Origin of the sequence: Aurantiacibacter zhengii (assembly GCF_003584125.1) — a bacterium.
GTDB lineage: Bacteria > Pseudomonadota > Alphaproteobacteria > Sphingomonadales > Sphingomonadaceae > Alteraurantiacibacter > Alteraurantiacibacter zhengii.
Genome location: NZ_QXFL01000001.1, coordinates 552958 through 566936 on the forward strand (window position 1 = coordinate 552958; position 13979 = coordinate 566936).

Sequence of the window (13979 nt, forward strand, 5' to 3'; positions counted from 1 at the left end):
AAACAACAGGGCCCGGCCATCCGGCGGGCTGCATAATTTCAAAAGGAAGAGACGCCCGAATGCGCAAGAGCACCCTTCTCGCCACCACCATGATCGCCGCGCTTGCCAGCGCCTGCACAACGATGGACAACGGCGACATGACCTCCACAGATGTCCTGCCCGGCACCGCCGAGTACAACCCGCAGATCCCCGAAGCGACCAGCGTTTTCGCAGAGCCTTCTCCGCTGTTCATGCACGCCCCGCAGTTCGACCGCGTGTCGGACGGCGACTGGCAGGGCATCATTGAGGAAGCGATCGCCATTCAGCTGGCCGAGATGGAAGCGATTGCCGAGAACCCCAATCCGCCCACCTTCGACAACACGCTGGTGGCGATGCAGCGTTCGGGCCAGGTTTTCTCGCGCAGCTACGGCGCGTTCAGCCAGATCGTTTCCGCGAACATCAACGATACCATCGCAACCACGGACGAGGAACTCGCCCCGCAGGTCGCCGCGATGACCGACAGCATCTATCTGAACCCGGAACTGTTTGCCCGTGTGAAGGCGGTTTACGACAACCGCGCCGCGATGAGCATGACGCCGGAAGATGCCATGCTGCTGGAAACCACCTACAACGAGTTCGTTCACCGCGGGGCACTGCTGGGCGATGCCGCGCAGACTGAGCTGCGCCAGATCAACGAGCGGCTGTCGTCGCTGTCCTCGCAGATTTCCCAGCGCATCACGACGGGGCAGAACAACGCCGCGATCTTCGTGGATGACCGGGCAATGCTGTCGGGCCTGTCGGACGGCCAGATCGAATCCGCCGCCGCTGCCGCTGCCGAAGCGGGCCATGAAGGCGAGTTCATGCTGAACGTCAGCAACACCACCGGCGTGCCGCAGCTCGCCCAGCTCGACAACCGCGATGTGCGCGAAATGCTGTACAAGGCGAGCATCGCCCGCAACCAGTCGGGCGAAGCGTCCACGCTACCGCTGATCCAGGAAGTGATCGCGCTGCGCAATCGCCGCGCCCAGCTGTTCGGAGAGCCGAGCCACGCTGCCTGGCAGATGTACGATCGCATGGTGTCCGATCCGGATGCCGCCATCGGCTTCATGGAAGAGATGGTCCCCGCCCTGCGCGCCACGCAGGAGCGCGAAGCTGCCGTTCTGCAGGCCCGCCTGGAGGAAGACGGCGAAACCTTTACGCTCGCCCCTTGGGATTGGCAGTATTACGCCAGCAAGGTTCGTGCGGAGCGCTACGCCCTCGATAACGAGGAGATCAAGCAGTATTTCGTGGTCGATAACGTGCTGGAAGACGGCGTGTTCTACATGGCCGAGCAGCTTTACGGCCTGACCTTCGAAGAACGCACCGACATCCCAACCTATCACCCCGACGTGAAGGTCTACACGGTCTTCCACGATGGTGAGGAACAGGCATTGTTCTACTTCGATCCGTTCCAGCGCGAGAGCAAGCGCGGCGGGGCGTGGATGAGCAACTTCGTCGAGCAGAGCCATTTGCTGGGCCTGAAGCCGGTCATCACCAACACGCTGAACATCGCCCCGCCCGCCGCCGGCCAGCCGGCTCTGGCAACCTGGGACGATGTCACCACGATGTTCCACGAATTCGGCCACGCGCTGCACGGCATCTTTGCCGACCAGCAGTACCCGGCACTTTCGGGCACCAACACCGCGCGCGACTGGGTAGAATTCCCCAGCCAGTTCCACGAAAACTTCGCCGCGCTTCCCGAAGTGCTGCAACGCTACGCCCGTCATAACGAGACCGGCGAAGTGATCCCGGCGGAGCTGGTGCAGGCCATCGACCGTGCGAGCAAGTTCAACCAGGGCCACAGCTTCGGCGAGATCATCGCCGCCTCGCTGCTGGACATGGAATGGCACTCGCTCGACCCGGACCAGCCCGCGCCGACCGACGTGATGGCCTTCGAAGGCGAAGCCCTTGAACGCATCGGCCTGCGCAGCGACCTGGTGCCGCCGCGCTACCGCACGCCGTACTTCCGTCACATCTTCGAACACGGCTATGATGCAGGCTACTACGCCTACACGTGGACCGAGATGCTGCACCACGATGCCTACAGCTACGTGGCGGCCAATGGCGGCATGACCCGCGAGATGGGCGACCACATCGTGAACACCTTCCTGGGCCAGGGTCATTCCAAGACCTACGAGCAGATGTTCCGCGACTTCACCGGCCGTGACCCGCGTGTCGAGCCGCTGCTGGAAGCACGCGGCCTGATCCCGGAAGATGACGATGTCGACGGCGTCGATGGTGCAGAAGGCGCTGTCTAACTGAATGTCGGGAGGGAGATTTGTTCTCCCTCCCCCGTTCGCCCTGATAGACGGGGACGTGGCTCAGTCCTGCGTGACCAGAGCGCGCTGGCCCGGTTCACCCAGCCAGCGTGCTTTCACGCCCCAGACTTCATGAATGATATCTAGCGACAGCGCCTCCTCGGGGGCGCTGTCTGCTTTCAGGCGTCCTGAATCCAGCACCAGCACACGGTTTGCGTGGTTCATCGCCAAGGCGAGGTCATGCACCACCAGCACCACGCCAACGCCGCTGTCGGCCTGCGCGCGCAGCACTTTCAGCAGGCCGAGCTGGTGCGAGAGATCCAGCGCGGCGAGAGGTTCGTCGGCTAATATCCATCGCGGTTCGCCGGCGAGCACCCGTGCGAGCAGGGCGCGGGCCTTCTCGCCGCCCGACAGGGTGGAAACCGGGCGCGTGGCAAAGTCCGACATGGCGGTTGCGGCCATCGCGTTGGCGACGGCGAACTTGCCCTGGTCACCGTGCGGCAGGCGGCCCAGCGCCACGAGATTGGCGACCGACACATCCCATGCGACTTCGCCCGATTGCGGCAGGTAGCCGATGGCCTTGGCGCGGTCTCGCGGCGGCAGGGCGGAAAGCACGGTACCTTCCAGCAGGACTTCGCCCTTGTCGGCAGGCAGCAGGCCCGCCAGCGCCGAAAGCAGGGTGGATTTGCCCGCACCGTTCGGACCGCAGATGGCGGTGATCTCGCCGCGATGCAGCGCAGTGGTGACGCTGTCCAGCCGGTCGGCAATGGCGATTGCACGTGTTTCCAGCATCACGCCGCCCTCCGCATGCGCAGCAGCAGCATCAGGAAGAACGGCGCGCCGATCAGCGAAAGCGCGATGCCGAGGCGCAGTTCGGTCACCAGCGGCAGGATACGCACCACCACGTCCGCCACCAGCACGAGCAATGCTCCCGCCAGCGCGCTCGGCACGATCAGGCTGGATGGACGCTTGTCGGTAAGCGGGCGGACAAGGTGCGGCACGATCAGGCCGACGAAACCGATGATCCCGGCCACCGCGACGCCGCTGCCCACGGTCAGCCCGGTGCCCACCACCAGCAGCGCCATCAGGCGGCCGGGGGATACACCCAGCGACCGCGCCGCAGGCTCGCCCAGGGTCATCGCGTCAAGATCGCGGCCCGCCAGCCACAGCGCGGCAAGGCCCGCCAGCGTCAATGGTGCGGCCAGCATGACGTCGGCCCAGCTGCGGTCCGTCAGCGCGCCCATAAGCCAGGTAACGATGCTGCTCATGGCAAAGGCGTTGGGCGCAAGGCTGATCGCGAGCGACGTGAGCGCGCCCGCCAGGCTGGCGATCATCATGCCCGCCAGCGTGAAGAGCGCGATGCCGTGCGCCGGGTTCGCCGTGCGCCCGGCAATCAGCGCCAGCAAGGCCATCGCCCCGCCCGCGCCAACAAGGGCGAACAGCGGCAACAGAATCGCACTGCCCACACCGATATACAGCGCGATCACCGCACCCAGCGCCGCGCCGGGAGCGATGCCGAAAAGTCCGGGGTCGGCCAGCGGATTACGCAGGTATCCCTGCATCGCCGCGCCCGCCGCGCCCAGCCCCGCGCCGATCACCACTGCGAGGACCGCACGCGGCATGCGCAGTTCCATCAGGATGGGAACCGCATTGGGTGTCACATCAGGATCGACCCATATGCGGCCCGCCAGCAGAGACAGAGGAACAGCAATCGCCACCAGCGCGGCGAAGATCAGGCTCGCGCGGTTCATGGCACCTGCCGCCTGATCTCGGTCAACCGCGCAAGGGCGCGCGGGATGGTGGGCCCACCGCAATAAAGCAATGAGGAGGGAAGGTCGTAATGGGCGACGCTGCGGGTCATGGCCGGATGATTGAAAGCGATCTCGTCCCCTGCCGTGATGACCACCTGCGGTGGATCGGCCAGCACGTTCTCCAGCGGCAGGTAGGCCCCCTGTCCCAGTCCGCGCGCGGCAGAAAGGCTGGCAAAGCCGCTGTGTTCCAGCAGCGCATTGGCGAGCGACCCTTCACCGCCCACGATGCCGCCCTGCTGCCAGAGCAGCGCTGTGACAGGCTCTCCCTGCCAGGCAAGACTTTCCCAGCTTGCGGCGATTTCGTCGGAAAGGCGCTTTGCCTCGACGCTGTTGCCGGTCGCTTCGCCCAGCAGGTCGATCTGTGCAAGGCTGTCTTCCAGCGTGCTGGAAATGCCGATGGTGACGACATCGATACCGGCCTGCTCCAGCGCCCGGCGGGTGGACGGCTGGATAAAGATATCGGCCACCACAACGTCTGGCGCCAGGGCCAGCACTTCCTCTGCCGTGCCACCGGTACTGGCGAACTGCGCCGCCTGCTCTGGCAGCATGGAACTTGCCTGCGGATCGTGGCTGTAGTGAGAAATGGCCAGCAATTGCCCCTGCGCAGCGATTTCCGCGAGGATGGCGTCGGCGCAGGGGTTCAGGCTGACAATGCTGGGACGATCGGTTTCGGAGTGCGGGTTTGCACTCCCGCAGCCGCTCACCGTCATCCCGGCGCAGGCCGGAATCCAGAGCCACCAGCGTGAAGCCAGCCCGGATCCCGGCCTTCGCCGGAATGACGAAGGAAGCGAACCGCTCAAAGCGCCAGCCGCGCCCCGATATGTGCGCCGGTGCCCGCCGTGCCGTACCCGGCAGCGGTCTGGTATTGCTCGTCCCACAGGTTTTCGACCCTGCCGAACAGTTGCACCTGCTCGCTTACCTGCCAGCTGCCGCGCAGGGTCATCACCTCGTAACCACCCAAGCGCACCGTGTTCGCGGCATTGTCGAAGCTGGATGAGACCACGCGCAGGTCTGCGCCCAGCGTCACTGCTGCAATCGGCGAGAACTCCCCGGTGAAGGTCGCCGCATGGCGCGGGCGGCGGGCCAGCGCGAGGCCCGTTTCGCGGTTTTCGGCATCGGTCAGGGTATAGATCGCGCCCAGCGTCACACCGTCGGCAGGCCGCGCCCACAATTCCGCCTCCACGCCGCGCGCGCGGGTGCGGGTGATATTGTCGTATGTGCCGAACGGACGGTTGGTGCAGATACCGGTCGTCTCGCCAAAGCAACTGACAAACGCGATCTGGTTATCGGTATTGCGCTGGTACACGGTCACTGCGCCATAAACGCGCTGGCGGGACAGTGTCCGCTCACCGTAGGCCAGCCCAAGGTCGAAGCTGGTGCTCTGTTCGGGATCGAGCGACAGGTTGCCGTATTCGGAATGCAGCTGGTACAGGCTGGGCGCCTTGAACCCCTCCCCAATGCTGGCGCGCAGCCGCCATCCGGGGGACAGCTCGTAGCTGGCATCCGCACCGAAACTGACGGCCGTGCCGAAGTCGGCATGATCGTCCACCCGTGCGCCGATGTGGCCGGAGATGGCGTTGTATTCGATCCCCGCCTGGACATAGGCACCGGTACTGCGGGTATCCTCGCCTGTATCGAACAGGGTCGTGTAACGCGCCCACTCGTTCTCCGCCCCGAAATTCAGCAGCAGCGGGCCGATGGGCCGCCATTCGCCGCGCAGGTCCAGCCGGTCGGACTGGCCCTGGCTGGTGAATGTCTCCGCCCCGCTGCCATCCAGGTTGTCACGGTCGGTGTCCGAAAAACTGTATGCGGCAGAGACGAACAGCGCGCCGGTATCCAGCACTGCCCCGGCAGAGCCGGTCCACTGGCGGGTTTCCTGCACCTCGTCGGTATCGGCCAGCGTGAAGTTCGGCGCGGGGAATCCGTCCAGTTCCAGTTCGCCCTCGGCATAGCGGGTGCGGGCGAACAGTTCGAAGCGGTCGTTGAAATAGTAACGCGCATGCCCGTTCAGCGCCCACTGCTCGAAGCCATCGGCCTCGGTGCCTGATTCGGCGGCGGAAATCCCATCGGTGCTGAACCACGTGCCGGACAGGCCGAGGAAGCCGGTATCGGGATCGCTCAATCCGCCCGATACCACGGTGCTGACGGTGTCGCGTGCGCCGTATTCGGCGCTGGCGCGCAGACCGCTGGTCGCACGTGTGGAGGCAACGATCACGCCGCCAATCGCGTCCGAGCCCCAGATGGTGGAGTTGGAGCCGCGCAGGATCTCAAGCTTGTCCAGATCGAGCGCCAGCAGGTTGCCGAAATCGTATCCGCCGGTGGGTGCCGCAGGGTCCGACACGCGCACACCGTCGATCACGGTCAGCACTTGTTCGGCCTCGCTACCGCGCAGGCGCACGCCGGTGAAGCTGCCGGTGCCGCCATTACGGGTGAAGGTGACGCCGGGCGCGCGTTCCAGCACGCGGGTCAGGTCCGCTCCCTGCACCGCCTCGATCTCGGCCTCGCCGATGACGGTTACGGCCTGGCCGGTATCTTCCACCTCGATACGCGTGCCGGTGGCGGTTACGGTGATGCTGGTCTCGTCCTGGGCGAACGCCGGACGCGCGAGAACAACGAGGGAAACGCCGAAAAACAGATATTTGTACACAATTCCTCCATCAAAAGCGAAACTGTCGCTTGTGACGGAGGGAGCGCGGAAATGCGCTCTCCCGCTGGCTTTCGGTACACCCCGCCCGATAGCGTAAGCGACCGTCTCAGGCAGGTCTCCTGGCTCCCGGATCGATGCTTCCCGCTCGCCTTCCCGCCCCCAAGATAACTTAGCGACAGTGGCAACAGAGCGGGTCGCTCCCCGGTCACAGTTGCGGGGGCAGCGCGGGTGTTTCACCCGCTTCCCTCTTAGGTTCGCTTTCACGAACAACCCGTGACGTCGGCGCCTCATTATGCGCGAGTGTTCGCAGATGCAATGGCGCTTGTTGTCATGGTTAACGGTCAGGTAAGCGGCGTCCCTGTCTGGAACGCCTCTTATCGCGTTGATGTTTGGGCAAGCACTTGGCGGTATGGGCGGGGCGTGGACCAGACCGCCTCCCGCCCAACCCCGCAGCAGTTGCTTGCCCGCCGTCGCCGCGCGCGCCAGTCGCGCCGCGCGCTGATCCTGCGCCGGCTGGGCGTGCTGGCTGCCGCGCTGGCGGTACCCGCGATCGCTGCTGAAACCGCGTTCGAGCCCGAGATTCCGCAGGCGCCCGCCAGCACGGTGGAACCGCTCGGCTTCGAGACTCCCGGCGAGAGCTTTCCCGGGTCGGCCTTTTACTACCTGCAGGATGCGCCGGCGCTCGCCGCCCCCGCTTTCACGCCAGCAGGCACCGCAACCGGGACAGCAGACCTTGCCCAGCCCGCACAGCCGGGTATCGGCCCTGCCGCTGCCGCGCTGGTCGCCATGGGCAGCGGCAGCGATATCGTCCGCGCGCAGGAATGCCTGGCCACCGCGATCTATTACGAGGCCGCCAGCGAGAGCGACGCAGGCCAGCGCGCCGTGGCCCAGGTGGTGCTGAACCGCGTGGCGCACAGCGCCTGGCCCGATACCGTATGCGGCGTGGTCTACCAGGGTTCGGCGCGGCGGACGGGTTGCCAGTTCACCTTCACTTGCGACGGATCGCTGGCGCGTCGCCCGTCTCGCGGCGGGTGGGAGCGCGCCAGCCGCATTGCCCGCGCCGCGCTGGCGGGATCGGTTTACGACCCCGTCGGCCTATCCACCCACTATCACACGCTGGCCGTGCACCCTTACTGGGCGCCCAGCCTCTCCCGCACAACGGTGATCGGCGCGCACGTGTTCTACCGCTGGCCGGGCGCGGCGGGAGAGCCTGCCGCTTTCACGTTCCGCTATGGCGGCGGCGAACCGCAACCCGGCAGGGCAGCCCCTGCCGCCATTGCACAGGCACAGGGTCCGGACCCGGTAGCGCTGGCCCAGGCGAGTTCGCTGTCCGCCGTGCCTGACGTCTCCGAAACATCGGCGACGGGTGGCAATGCCGCTGGGGTAGCGCCCCAGCCCGCTCCGTCTGCCGCCAACCGGTTGCCCAAGGCCGGCGCGGTACGCAGCGAATATGCCAACAGCGGGCGCTGGATCGAACGGCCCTGACCGGGCTTTGCGCCCACCCTCAATGTTTCGGAAACCATCCCTTCCAACCTTCGCTTAGCGCGCAGGTGGCATAGGAGTGTGCGTCGCCCGTCGCGGCCAAGACCAGAAACTTCGGAAGTTCGCCAGCCCATGCCCATCCGTTTTGCCGCCTCTCTCAAGCGTACCACTTGCCGGATGCCGCGCGCGCAGGCGCGGGCCATGCGATTCCAGCCCGCGAACGACAACCGGGGCAAGCGGGTGGCGAGCACGCACCTGCACGCGGCCCTGCGCCACTTTGCCGAGCATGGCCTTGCAGCTGCCGACCATGCGCGCCAGCAGGCCCTTTCTGCCGCCGATGCGGGTGACCGACAGAGCTTCGAATGGTGGCTGGAAATCTGCCGTGCGCTGGATCGGCGCATGGCCAGCCGCATCGACCTGCCGGTGCAGGCTGGCGGCTGAAAGCTCGCTCCGCACCAATACCTCCACTCCCGTTGACGCGCGATAGCGTTTCCCTGCCATGAAAGTGCGGGGAACCGCTGGCATTGCCACGCGTCTTGTGGTGAGATCGTAGGTAGTATTCCGCGCGTCTATTGCTATTGCGAACTGTTTGCAAAAACAAATGCCTATTGGCTGTTGCAATGCTTTTTCCAGCGCCCTAGGGCGGCCATATCGAATCCAGGTGGCGAGTCCCGCGTGGGCGCTGGGCAGTCACCAAAGGCAGGCTGAAGGCGCCCGAGAAGGATAGAGTTTCCATGGCTCGCAAGAAGATCGCCCTTATCGGCGCCGGCATGATCGGCGGCACCCTGGCCCACCTCGCAGCGAAAGCGGAAATGGGCGACGTTGTCCTGTTCGACATCGCCGAGGGCATGCCGCAGGGCAAGGCGCTGGACCTGTCGCAGTGCGGCCCGATCGAAGGTTTCGACGCCAAGATCACCGGCACCAATGACTACGCCGACATTGCCGGTGCAGACGTGGTGATCGTGACCGCAGGCGTGCCGCGCAAGCCGGGCATGAGCCGCGACGACTTGCTGGGCATCAACCTGAAGGTGATGAAGGCCGTCGGCGAAGGCATCAAGAACAACTGCCCCGACGCTTTCGTGATCTGCATCACCAACCCGCTGGATGCGATGGTGTGGGCGCTGCGCGAATTCTCCGGCCTGCCGCATAACAAGGTGGTGGGCATGGCTGGCGTGCTGGATAGCGCGCGTTTCGCCACCTTCCTCGCTTGGGAATTCGACACCTCGGTGAAGGACGTGAACGCCTTCGTGCTCGGCGGCCACGGCGACACCATGGTGCCCGTGCTCTCCTACTCCACCATCAACGGCATTCCGGTAAAGGACATGGCCAAGATCAAGGGCGTCGAGGAAAGCCGCCTCGACGAGATCGTGGACCGTACCCGCAAGGGCGGCGGCGAGATCGTGGGCCTGCTCGGCAACGGCTCCGCCTATTACGCGCCCGCCACCAGCGCCATCGCGATGGCCAAGGCCTACCTGGGTGACCAGAAGCGCGTGCTGCCCTGCGCCGCCTATCTGGAAGGCAAGTATGATGTTGATGGCCTATACGTCGGCGTTCCCGCCGTGATCGGTGCCGATGGTATCGAAGGCGTGATCGAAATCGACCTTTCGGACGAAGAGAAGAACAACCTCCAGGTCAGCGTCGATGCGGTCAAGGAACTGCTCGAAGCCTGCAAGGGGCTGGATAGCTCGCTGGCGTGATGGCGAAGTCTGGCTACCCCAAACGAATAGGACCCTCTTCGCACAAGGATGCGGTCCTCATCTACGGGTTAGGCGCCATCATCTCGTTCGCCTTTGCTTATGGCATACTTTGGCTTGCACCGTCTTTCGTCCTTGTCCTGCTTGTTCCACCACTACTCGGCATATTCGAACGTAAGCGATGGCGGGGTCGGACTTTAGAATTTCTGGTAATTTACTTAGTAGTCGTCGCATGCCCTACGATTGCCGCTGCACTCTTAATTTAGCCGAAGGAAGATTATGTCCATCCTCGTAGACAAGAATACCAAGGTCATCACGCAGGGGATGACCGGCAACACCGGCACTTTCCACACGCAGCAGGCGCTGGATTACGGCACCAAGATGGTTGCGGGCGTCACCCCCGGCAAGGGCGGCTCCGAGCACCTCGGCCTGCCGCAGTTCGATACCGTGCGCGAGGCCAAGGAAGCCACCGGCGCGACCGCTTCGTGCATCTACGTCCCGCCGCCCTTCGCGGCCGACGCGATCCTGGAAGCCATCGAGGCCGAGATCGAGCTGATCATCACCATCACCGAGGGTGTTCCCGTGATGGACATGGTGACTGTGAAGCGCGCGCTGACTGGCTCCAAGTCGCGCCTGATCGGCCCGAACTGCCCCGGCGTGCTGACTCCGGAAGAGTGCAAGATCGGCATCATGCCAGGCAAGATCTTCCAGAAGGGCAGCGTCGGCGTGGTCTCCCGCTCCGGCACGCTCACCTACGAAGCCGTGCACCAGACCACGGCGGTTGGCCTTGGCCAGACCACCGCTGTCGGCATCGGCGGCGACCCGGTCAACGGCACCAACTTCATCGACGTGCTCGACATGTTCCTCGACGACGATGCCACCAAGTCGATCATCATGATCGGCGAAATCGGCGGCAGCGCGGAAGAAGAGGCTGCCGAGTTCATCAAGCAGGAAGCTGCCAAGGGCCGCCGCAAGCCGATGGTCGGCTTCATCGCCGGTCGCACCGCCCCTCCGGGACGGCGCATGGGCCATGCCGGTGCCATCGTGTCGGGCGGCAAGGGCGATGCGGAAAGCAAGATCGCGGCAATGGAAGATGCGGGCATCCGCGTCTCCCCCAGCCCCAGCGAGCTTGGCACCACGCTGGATGCCCTGCTGAAGGAACTGGCGTAACCACCTGCCCGTTCAGGGCATAGCGGTTCAAGAAATGCGAGGCCCATGATGGGTAAAGAGCCTGACAATTTCCTCCCCGAGTTGCCGCCACAGGAAGGCGCGCAGCCGGGCCCGTCGTGGGGCAACCCGCGCTGGCCGCTGACCGACGATGCGGGCGGCTGGTCGCAGGCCATGGACCCGACCGACATGGTCGCAGTGGTCAAGCAGTCCGCTGCCAAGGCGGGCAAGCCGACCGATGCCGCTTCGATCGAGGCGGCGGCGCGCGATTCCATTCAGGCCATGCTGCTGATCCGCCTCTACCGCGTGCGCGGCCACCTGGCGGCAAAGCTCGACCCGCTGGGCCTGTCGCACACGGCCGAGCCGGAAGAGCTGTCGCTCGCATGGCACGGCTTTGCCGGGCAGGAAGACAAGGAAGTCTACGTCGGCGGTGCCTTCGGCTTCGACTGGGTCAAGGTCGGCGACCTCTATGACGCGCTGCGCATCACCTATTGCGGGCACGTGGGCCTGGAATACATGCATATCGCCGATACCGAGGAACGGCGGTTCCTGCAGGACAGGTTCGAAAGCCCCGAGGAAACCATCCAGTTCACGCCGGAAGGCAAGAAGGCGATCTTGCAGGCGGTGATCCGGGGCGAGGAGTACGAGAAGTACCTCGCCAAGAAATACGTCGGTACCAAGCGTTTCGGCCTCGACGGCGGGGAATCGATGATCCCGGCGCTGGAAGCGGTCATCAAGTACGGCGGCGCGCTGGGTGTGCGCGAGATCATCTACGGCATGGCTCACCGCGGCCGGCTGAACGTGCTCGCGAACGTGATGGCAAAGCCTTACAAGGTGATCTTCCACGAATTCTCCGGCGGCAGTTCCAACCCCGACGATGTCGGCGGTTCGGGCGATGTGAAGTACCACCTCGGCACCAGCACGGACCGCGAGTTCGACGGCATCAAGGTGCACATGAGCCTGGTGCCCAATCCCTCGCACCTGGAAGCGGTTGACCCCGTCGTGCTGGGTAAGACCCGCGCCCAGCAGGCCTTCCGCGACGATCTGGACAATCACGAGCAGGTGTTGCCCGTGCTGATCCACGGTGACGCAGCCTTTGCCGGTCAGGGCGTAGTGTGGGAATGCTTCGGCCTTTCCGGCGTGCGCGGTTACAACACCGGCGGCTGCATCCACTTCGTCATCAACAACCAGATCGGCTTCACCACCAGCCCCAAGTTCGCGCGGTCCAGCCCCTATCCGTCCGACGTGGCGAAGGGCGTGCAGGCCCCGATCCTGCACGTCAACGGCGATGACCCGGAGGCGGTGACTTTCGCCTGCAAGCTGGCCATCGAGTATCGCCAGACGTTCAAGCGCGACATCGTGATCGACATGTGGTGCTATCGCCGCTTCGGCCACAACGAGGGCGACGAGCCCAAGTTCACCCAGCCGCTGATGTACGACGAGATCAAGAGCCATCCGCGCGTTTCGGAAATCTATTCCGAGCGGCTGAAAAGCGAAGGCGTGCTGGAAGAAGGCACCGCTCCCGAAATCCGCTCGCAGTTCATCGCCCACCTCGACGAACAGTTCGAGGCGGCCAAAACCTACAAGCCGAATGAGATCGACTGGTTCGCCGGACGCTGGAGCGGCCTGCACAAGCCTGCCGATCCGGAATCCGCGCGCCGCAATGCCGAAACGGGCATCGAGAAGAAGCTGTTCGACAGCCTGGGCCGCACCCTGACGACCGTCCCCGACGATCTCGACATTCACAAGACGCTGGGCCGCGTGCTGGATGCCAAGCGCGAGATGTTCAAAACCGGTGAAGGCTTCGACTGGGCCACGGCAGAGGCGCTGGCTTTCGGCAGTCTGGTAACCGAAGGCTTCGGCGTGCGTCTGTCGGGACAGGATTCGGGTCGCGGCACCTTCAGCCAGCGGCACGCGATCTGGGTCGATCAGAACAGCGAAGAGAAATACGTGCCCCTCGCCGCCCTGCCCCACGGCAAGTTCGAGGTATACGATTCCACGCTCAGCGAATTCGGTGTGCTGGGCTTTGAATACGGCTTTGCCCTGGCCGATCCCAAGACGCTGGTTCTGTGGGAAGCGCAGTTCGGCGATTTCGCCAACGGCGCGCAGGTGATGATCGACCAGTTCATCGCCGCGGGCGAGGTGAAATGGCAGCGTGCCAACGGCCTCGTAATGCTGCTGCCCCACGGATACGAAGGACAGGGACCGGAGCACTCCTCGGCCCGCCTTGAACGCTTCCTGCAACTGTGCGCGAACGACAACATCCAGGTGTGCAACATCACCAGCCCGGCGAACTATTTCCATGTGCTGCGCCGCCAGATGCTGCGTCCGTTCCGCAAGCCGCTCATCATCATGAGCCCCAAGAGCCTGCTGCGCCACCCCAAGGCGAAGAGCGAGGCAAGCCTGTTCCAGACCGACAGCCATTTCCGCCGCATCCTCTCCGACGAGACGGAGATCGAGGATAGCAAGGTACGTCGCCTGGTGCTGTGCTCGGGCAAGGTCGCCTATGACCTGATGGAAAAGCGCGACGAGGAAGGCGTGGACGACGTCTCCATCGTGCGCATCGAGCAGCTCTATCCGTTCCCCGGCGAACCCTTGGCCGTGCGCATGAAGCGCATGACCAACCTGGAGGAAGTCGTCTGGTGCCAGGAAGAGCCGCACAACAACGGCGCGTGGTTCTTCGTGCAGAACCGCATCGAGGATGCGCTGACCGCCGCCGGCCACGATGGCATGCGCCCCCGGTATGCCGGGCGCGAGGAAGCGGCATCGCCCGCCACCGGCTATGCCAAGCGCCACCAGGCCCAGCAGGAAGCGCTGGTCTCGGTCGCACTCGGTCTTTCGGAACGGGGCAAGACTGCCGCTTCGCGCAAGACGCGCAACACGAACTAAGAGCTAGAGAGCC

General features: G+C 64.7%; 10 protein-coding genes and 1 riboswitch. Of the genes, 6 read left to right on the forward strand and 4 right to left on the reverse strand.

Annotation, left to right across the window (positions count from 1 at the left end):
- Positions 1-59: 59 nt before the first annotated feature.
- Positions 60-2276 (forward strand): M3 family metallopeptidase, encoded by a 2217-nt coding sequence (locus tag D2V07_RS02725; RefSeq protein WP_158586752.1) that lies wholly within the window; start codon positions 60-62, stop codon positions 2274-2276.
- Positions 2277-2339: 63 nt separating this feature from the next.
- Here D2V07_RS02725 and D2V07_RS02730 read toward each other — a convergent pair whose 3' ends face one another.
- The 4 genes from D2V07_RS02730 to D2V07_RS02745 all read right to left on the reverse strand — a co-directional run bounded on the left by D2V07_RS02730 (position 2340) and on the right by D2V07_RS02745 (position 6734).
- Positions 2340-3068 (reverse strand): ABC transporter ATP-binding protein, encoded by a 729-nt coding sequence (locus D2V07_RS02730; protein ID WP_119584448.1) that lies wholly within the window; start codon positions 3066-3068, stop codon positions 2340-2342.
- On the reverse strand, positions 3068-4027 hold the full coding sequence (locus D2V07_RS02735; protein WP_119584449.1) for a FecCD family ABC transporter permease: 960 nt from the start codon (positions 4025-4027) through the stop codon (positions 3068-3070). Before D2V07_RS02735 ends, D2V07_RS02730 begins: the two co-directional genes overlap by 1 nt.
- Complete coding sequence (locus tag D2V07_RS02740; protein ID WP_119584450.1) at positions 4024-4797, reverse strand: ABC transporter substrate-binding protein; 774 nt, start codon at positions 4795-4797, stop codon at positions 4024-4026. Before D2V07_RS02740 ends, D2V07_RS02735 begins: the two co-directional genes overlap by 4 nt.
- A gap of 86 nt (positions 4798-4883) precedes the next feature.
- Positions 4884-6734: a TonB-dependent receptor plug domain-containing protein gene (locus tag D2V07_RS02745; RefSeq protein ID WP_119584451.1), complete on the reverse strand. Its 1851-nt coding sequence runs from the start codon at positions 6732-6734 to the stop codon at positions 4884-4886.
- Positions 6735-6826: 92 nt separating this feature from the next.
- A riboswitch (cobalamin riboswitch) is annotated at positions 6827-7024 on the reverse strand.
- 130 nt (positions 7025-7154) lie between these two features.
- On the opposite strand from D2V07_RS02745, the gene D2V07_RS02750 reads away from it, so the two are divergent.
- The 5 genes from D2V07_RS02750 to D2V07_RS02770 all read left to right on the forward strand — a co-directional run bounded on the left by D2V07_RS02750 (position 7155) and on the right by D2V07_RS02770 (position 13966).
- Positions 7155-8219, forward strand: a complete 1065-nt coding sequence (locus D2V07_RS02750; RefSeq protein ID WP_233548213.1) for a cell wall hydrolase — start codon at positions 7155-7157, stop codon at positions 8217-8219.
- Positions 8220-8417: 198 nt separating this feature from the next.
- Complete coding sequence (locus tag D2V07_RS02755) at positions 8418-8657, forward strand: hypothetical protein (RefSeq protein WP_233548214.1); 240 nt, start codon at positions 8418-8420, stop codon at positions 8655-8657.
- 293 nt (positions 8658-8950) lie between these two features.
- Positions 8951-9913 (forward strand): malate dehydrogenase, encoded by a 963-nt coding sequence (gene mdh / locus D2V07_RS02760; RefSeq protein ID WP_119584453.1) that lies wholly within the window; start codon positions 8951-8953, stop codon positions 9911-9913.
- A 276-nt stretch (positions 9914-10189) separates the two neighbouring features.
- Positions 10190-11080 carry a succinate--CoA ligase subunit alpha gene (sucD, locus tag D2V07_RS02765; RefSeq protein ID WP_119584454.1) on the forward strand — a complete coding sequence of 297 codons (891 nt, stop codon included), beginning with the start codon at positions 10190-10192 and terminating at the stop codon, positions 11078-11080.
- A gap of 48 nt (positions 11081-11128) precedes the next feature.
- Positions 11129-13966: a 2-oxoglutarate dehydrogenase E1 component gene (locus D2V07_RS02770; protein ID WP_119584889.1), complete on the forward strand. Its 2838-nt coding sequence runs from the start codon at positions 11129-11131 to the stop codon at positions 13964-13966.
- Positions 13967-13979 lie beyond the last annotated feature (13 nt).

Excerpts from the sequence above, each read along its gene's own strand:
- D2V07_RS02725 (WP_158586752.1), top strand. The coding sequence starts at position 60 with ATGCGCAAGAGCACCCTTCTCGCCACCACCATGATCGCCGCGCTTGCC.
- D2V07_RS02730 (WP_119584448.1), bottom strand. The coding sequence starts at position 3,068 with ATGCTGGAAACACGTGCAATCGCCATTGCCGACCGGCTGGACAGCGTC.
- D2V07_RS02735 (WP_119584449.1), bottom strand. The coding sequence starts at position 4,027 with ATGAACCGCGCGAGCCTGATCTTCGCCGCGCTGGTGGCGATTGCTGTT.
- D2V07_RS02740 (WP_119584450.1), bottom strand. The coding sequence starts at position 4,797 with ATGACGGTGAGCGGCTGCGGGAGTGCAAACCCGCACTCCGAAACCGAT.
- D2V07_RS02755 (WP_233548214.1), top strand. The coding sequence starts at position 8,418 with ATGCGATTCCAGCCCGCGAACGACAACCGGGGCAAGCGGGTGGCGAGC.
- mdh (WP_119584453.1), top strand. The coding sequence starts at position 8,951 with ATGGCTCGCAAGAAGATCGCCCTTATCGGCGCCGGCATGATCGGCGGC.
- sucD (WP_119584454.1), top strand. The coding sequence starts at position 10,190 with ATGTCCATCCTCGTAGACAAGAATACCAAGGTCATCACGCAGGGGATG.
- D2V07_RS02770 (WP_119584889.1), top strand. The coding sequence starts at position 11,129 with ATGGGTAAAGAGCCTGACAATTTCCTCCCCGAGTTGCCGCCACAGGAA.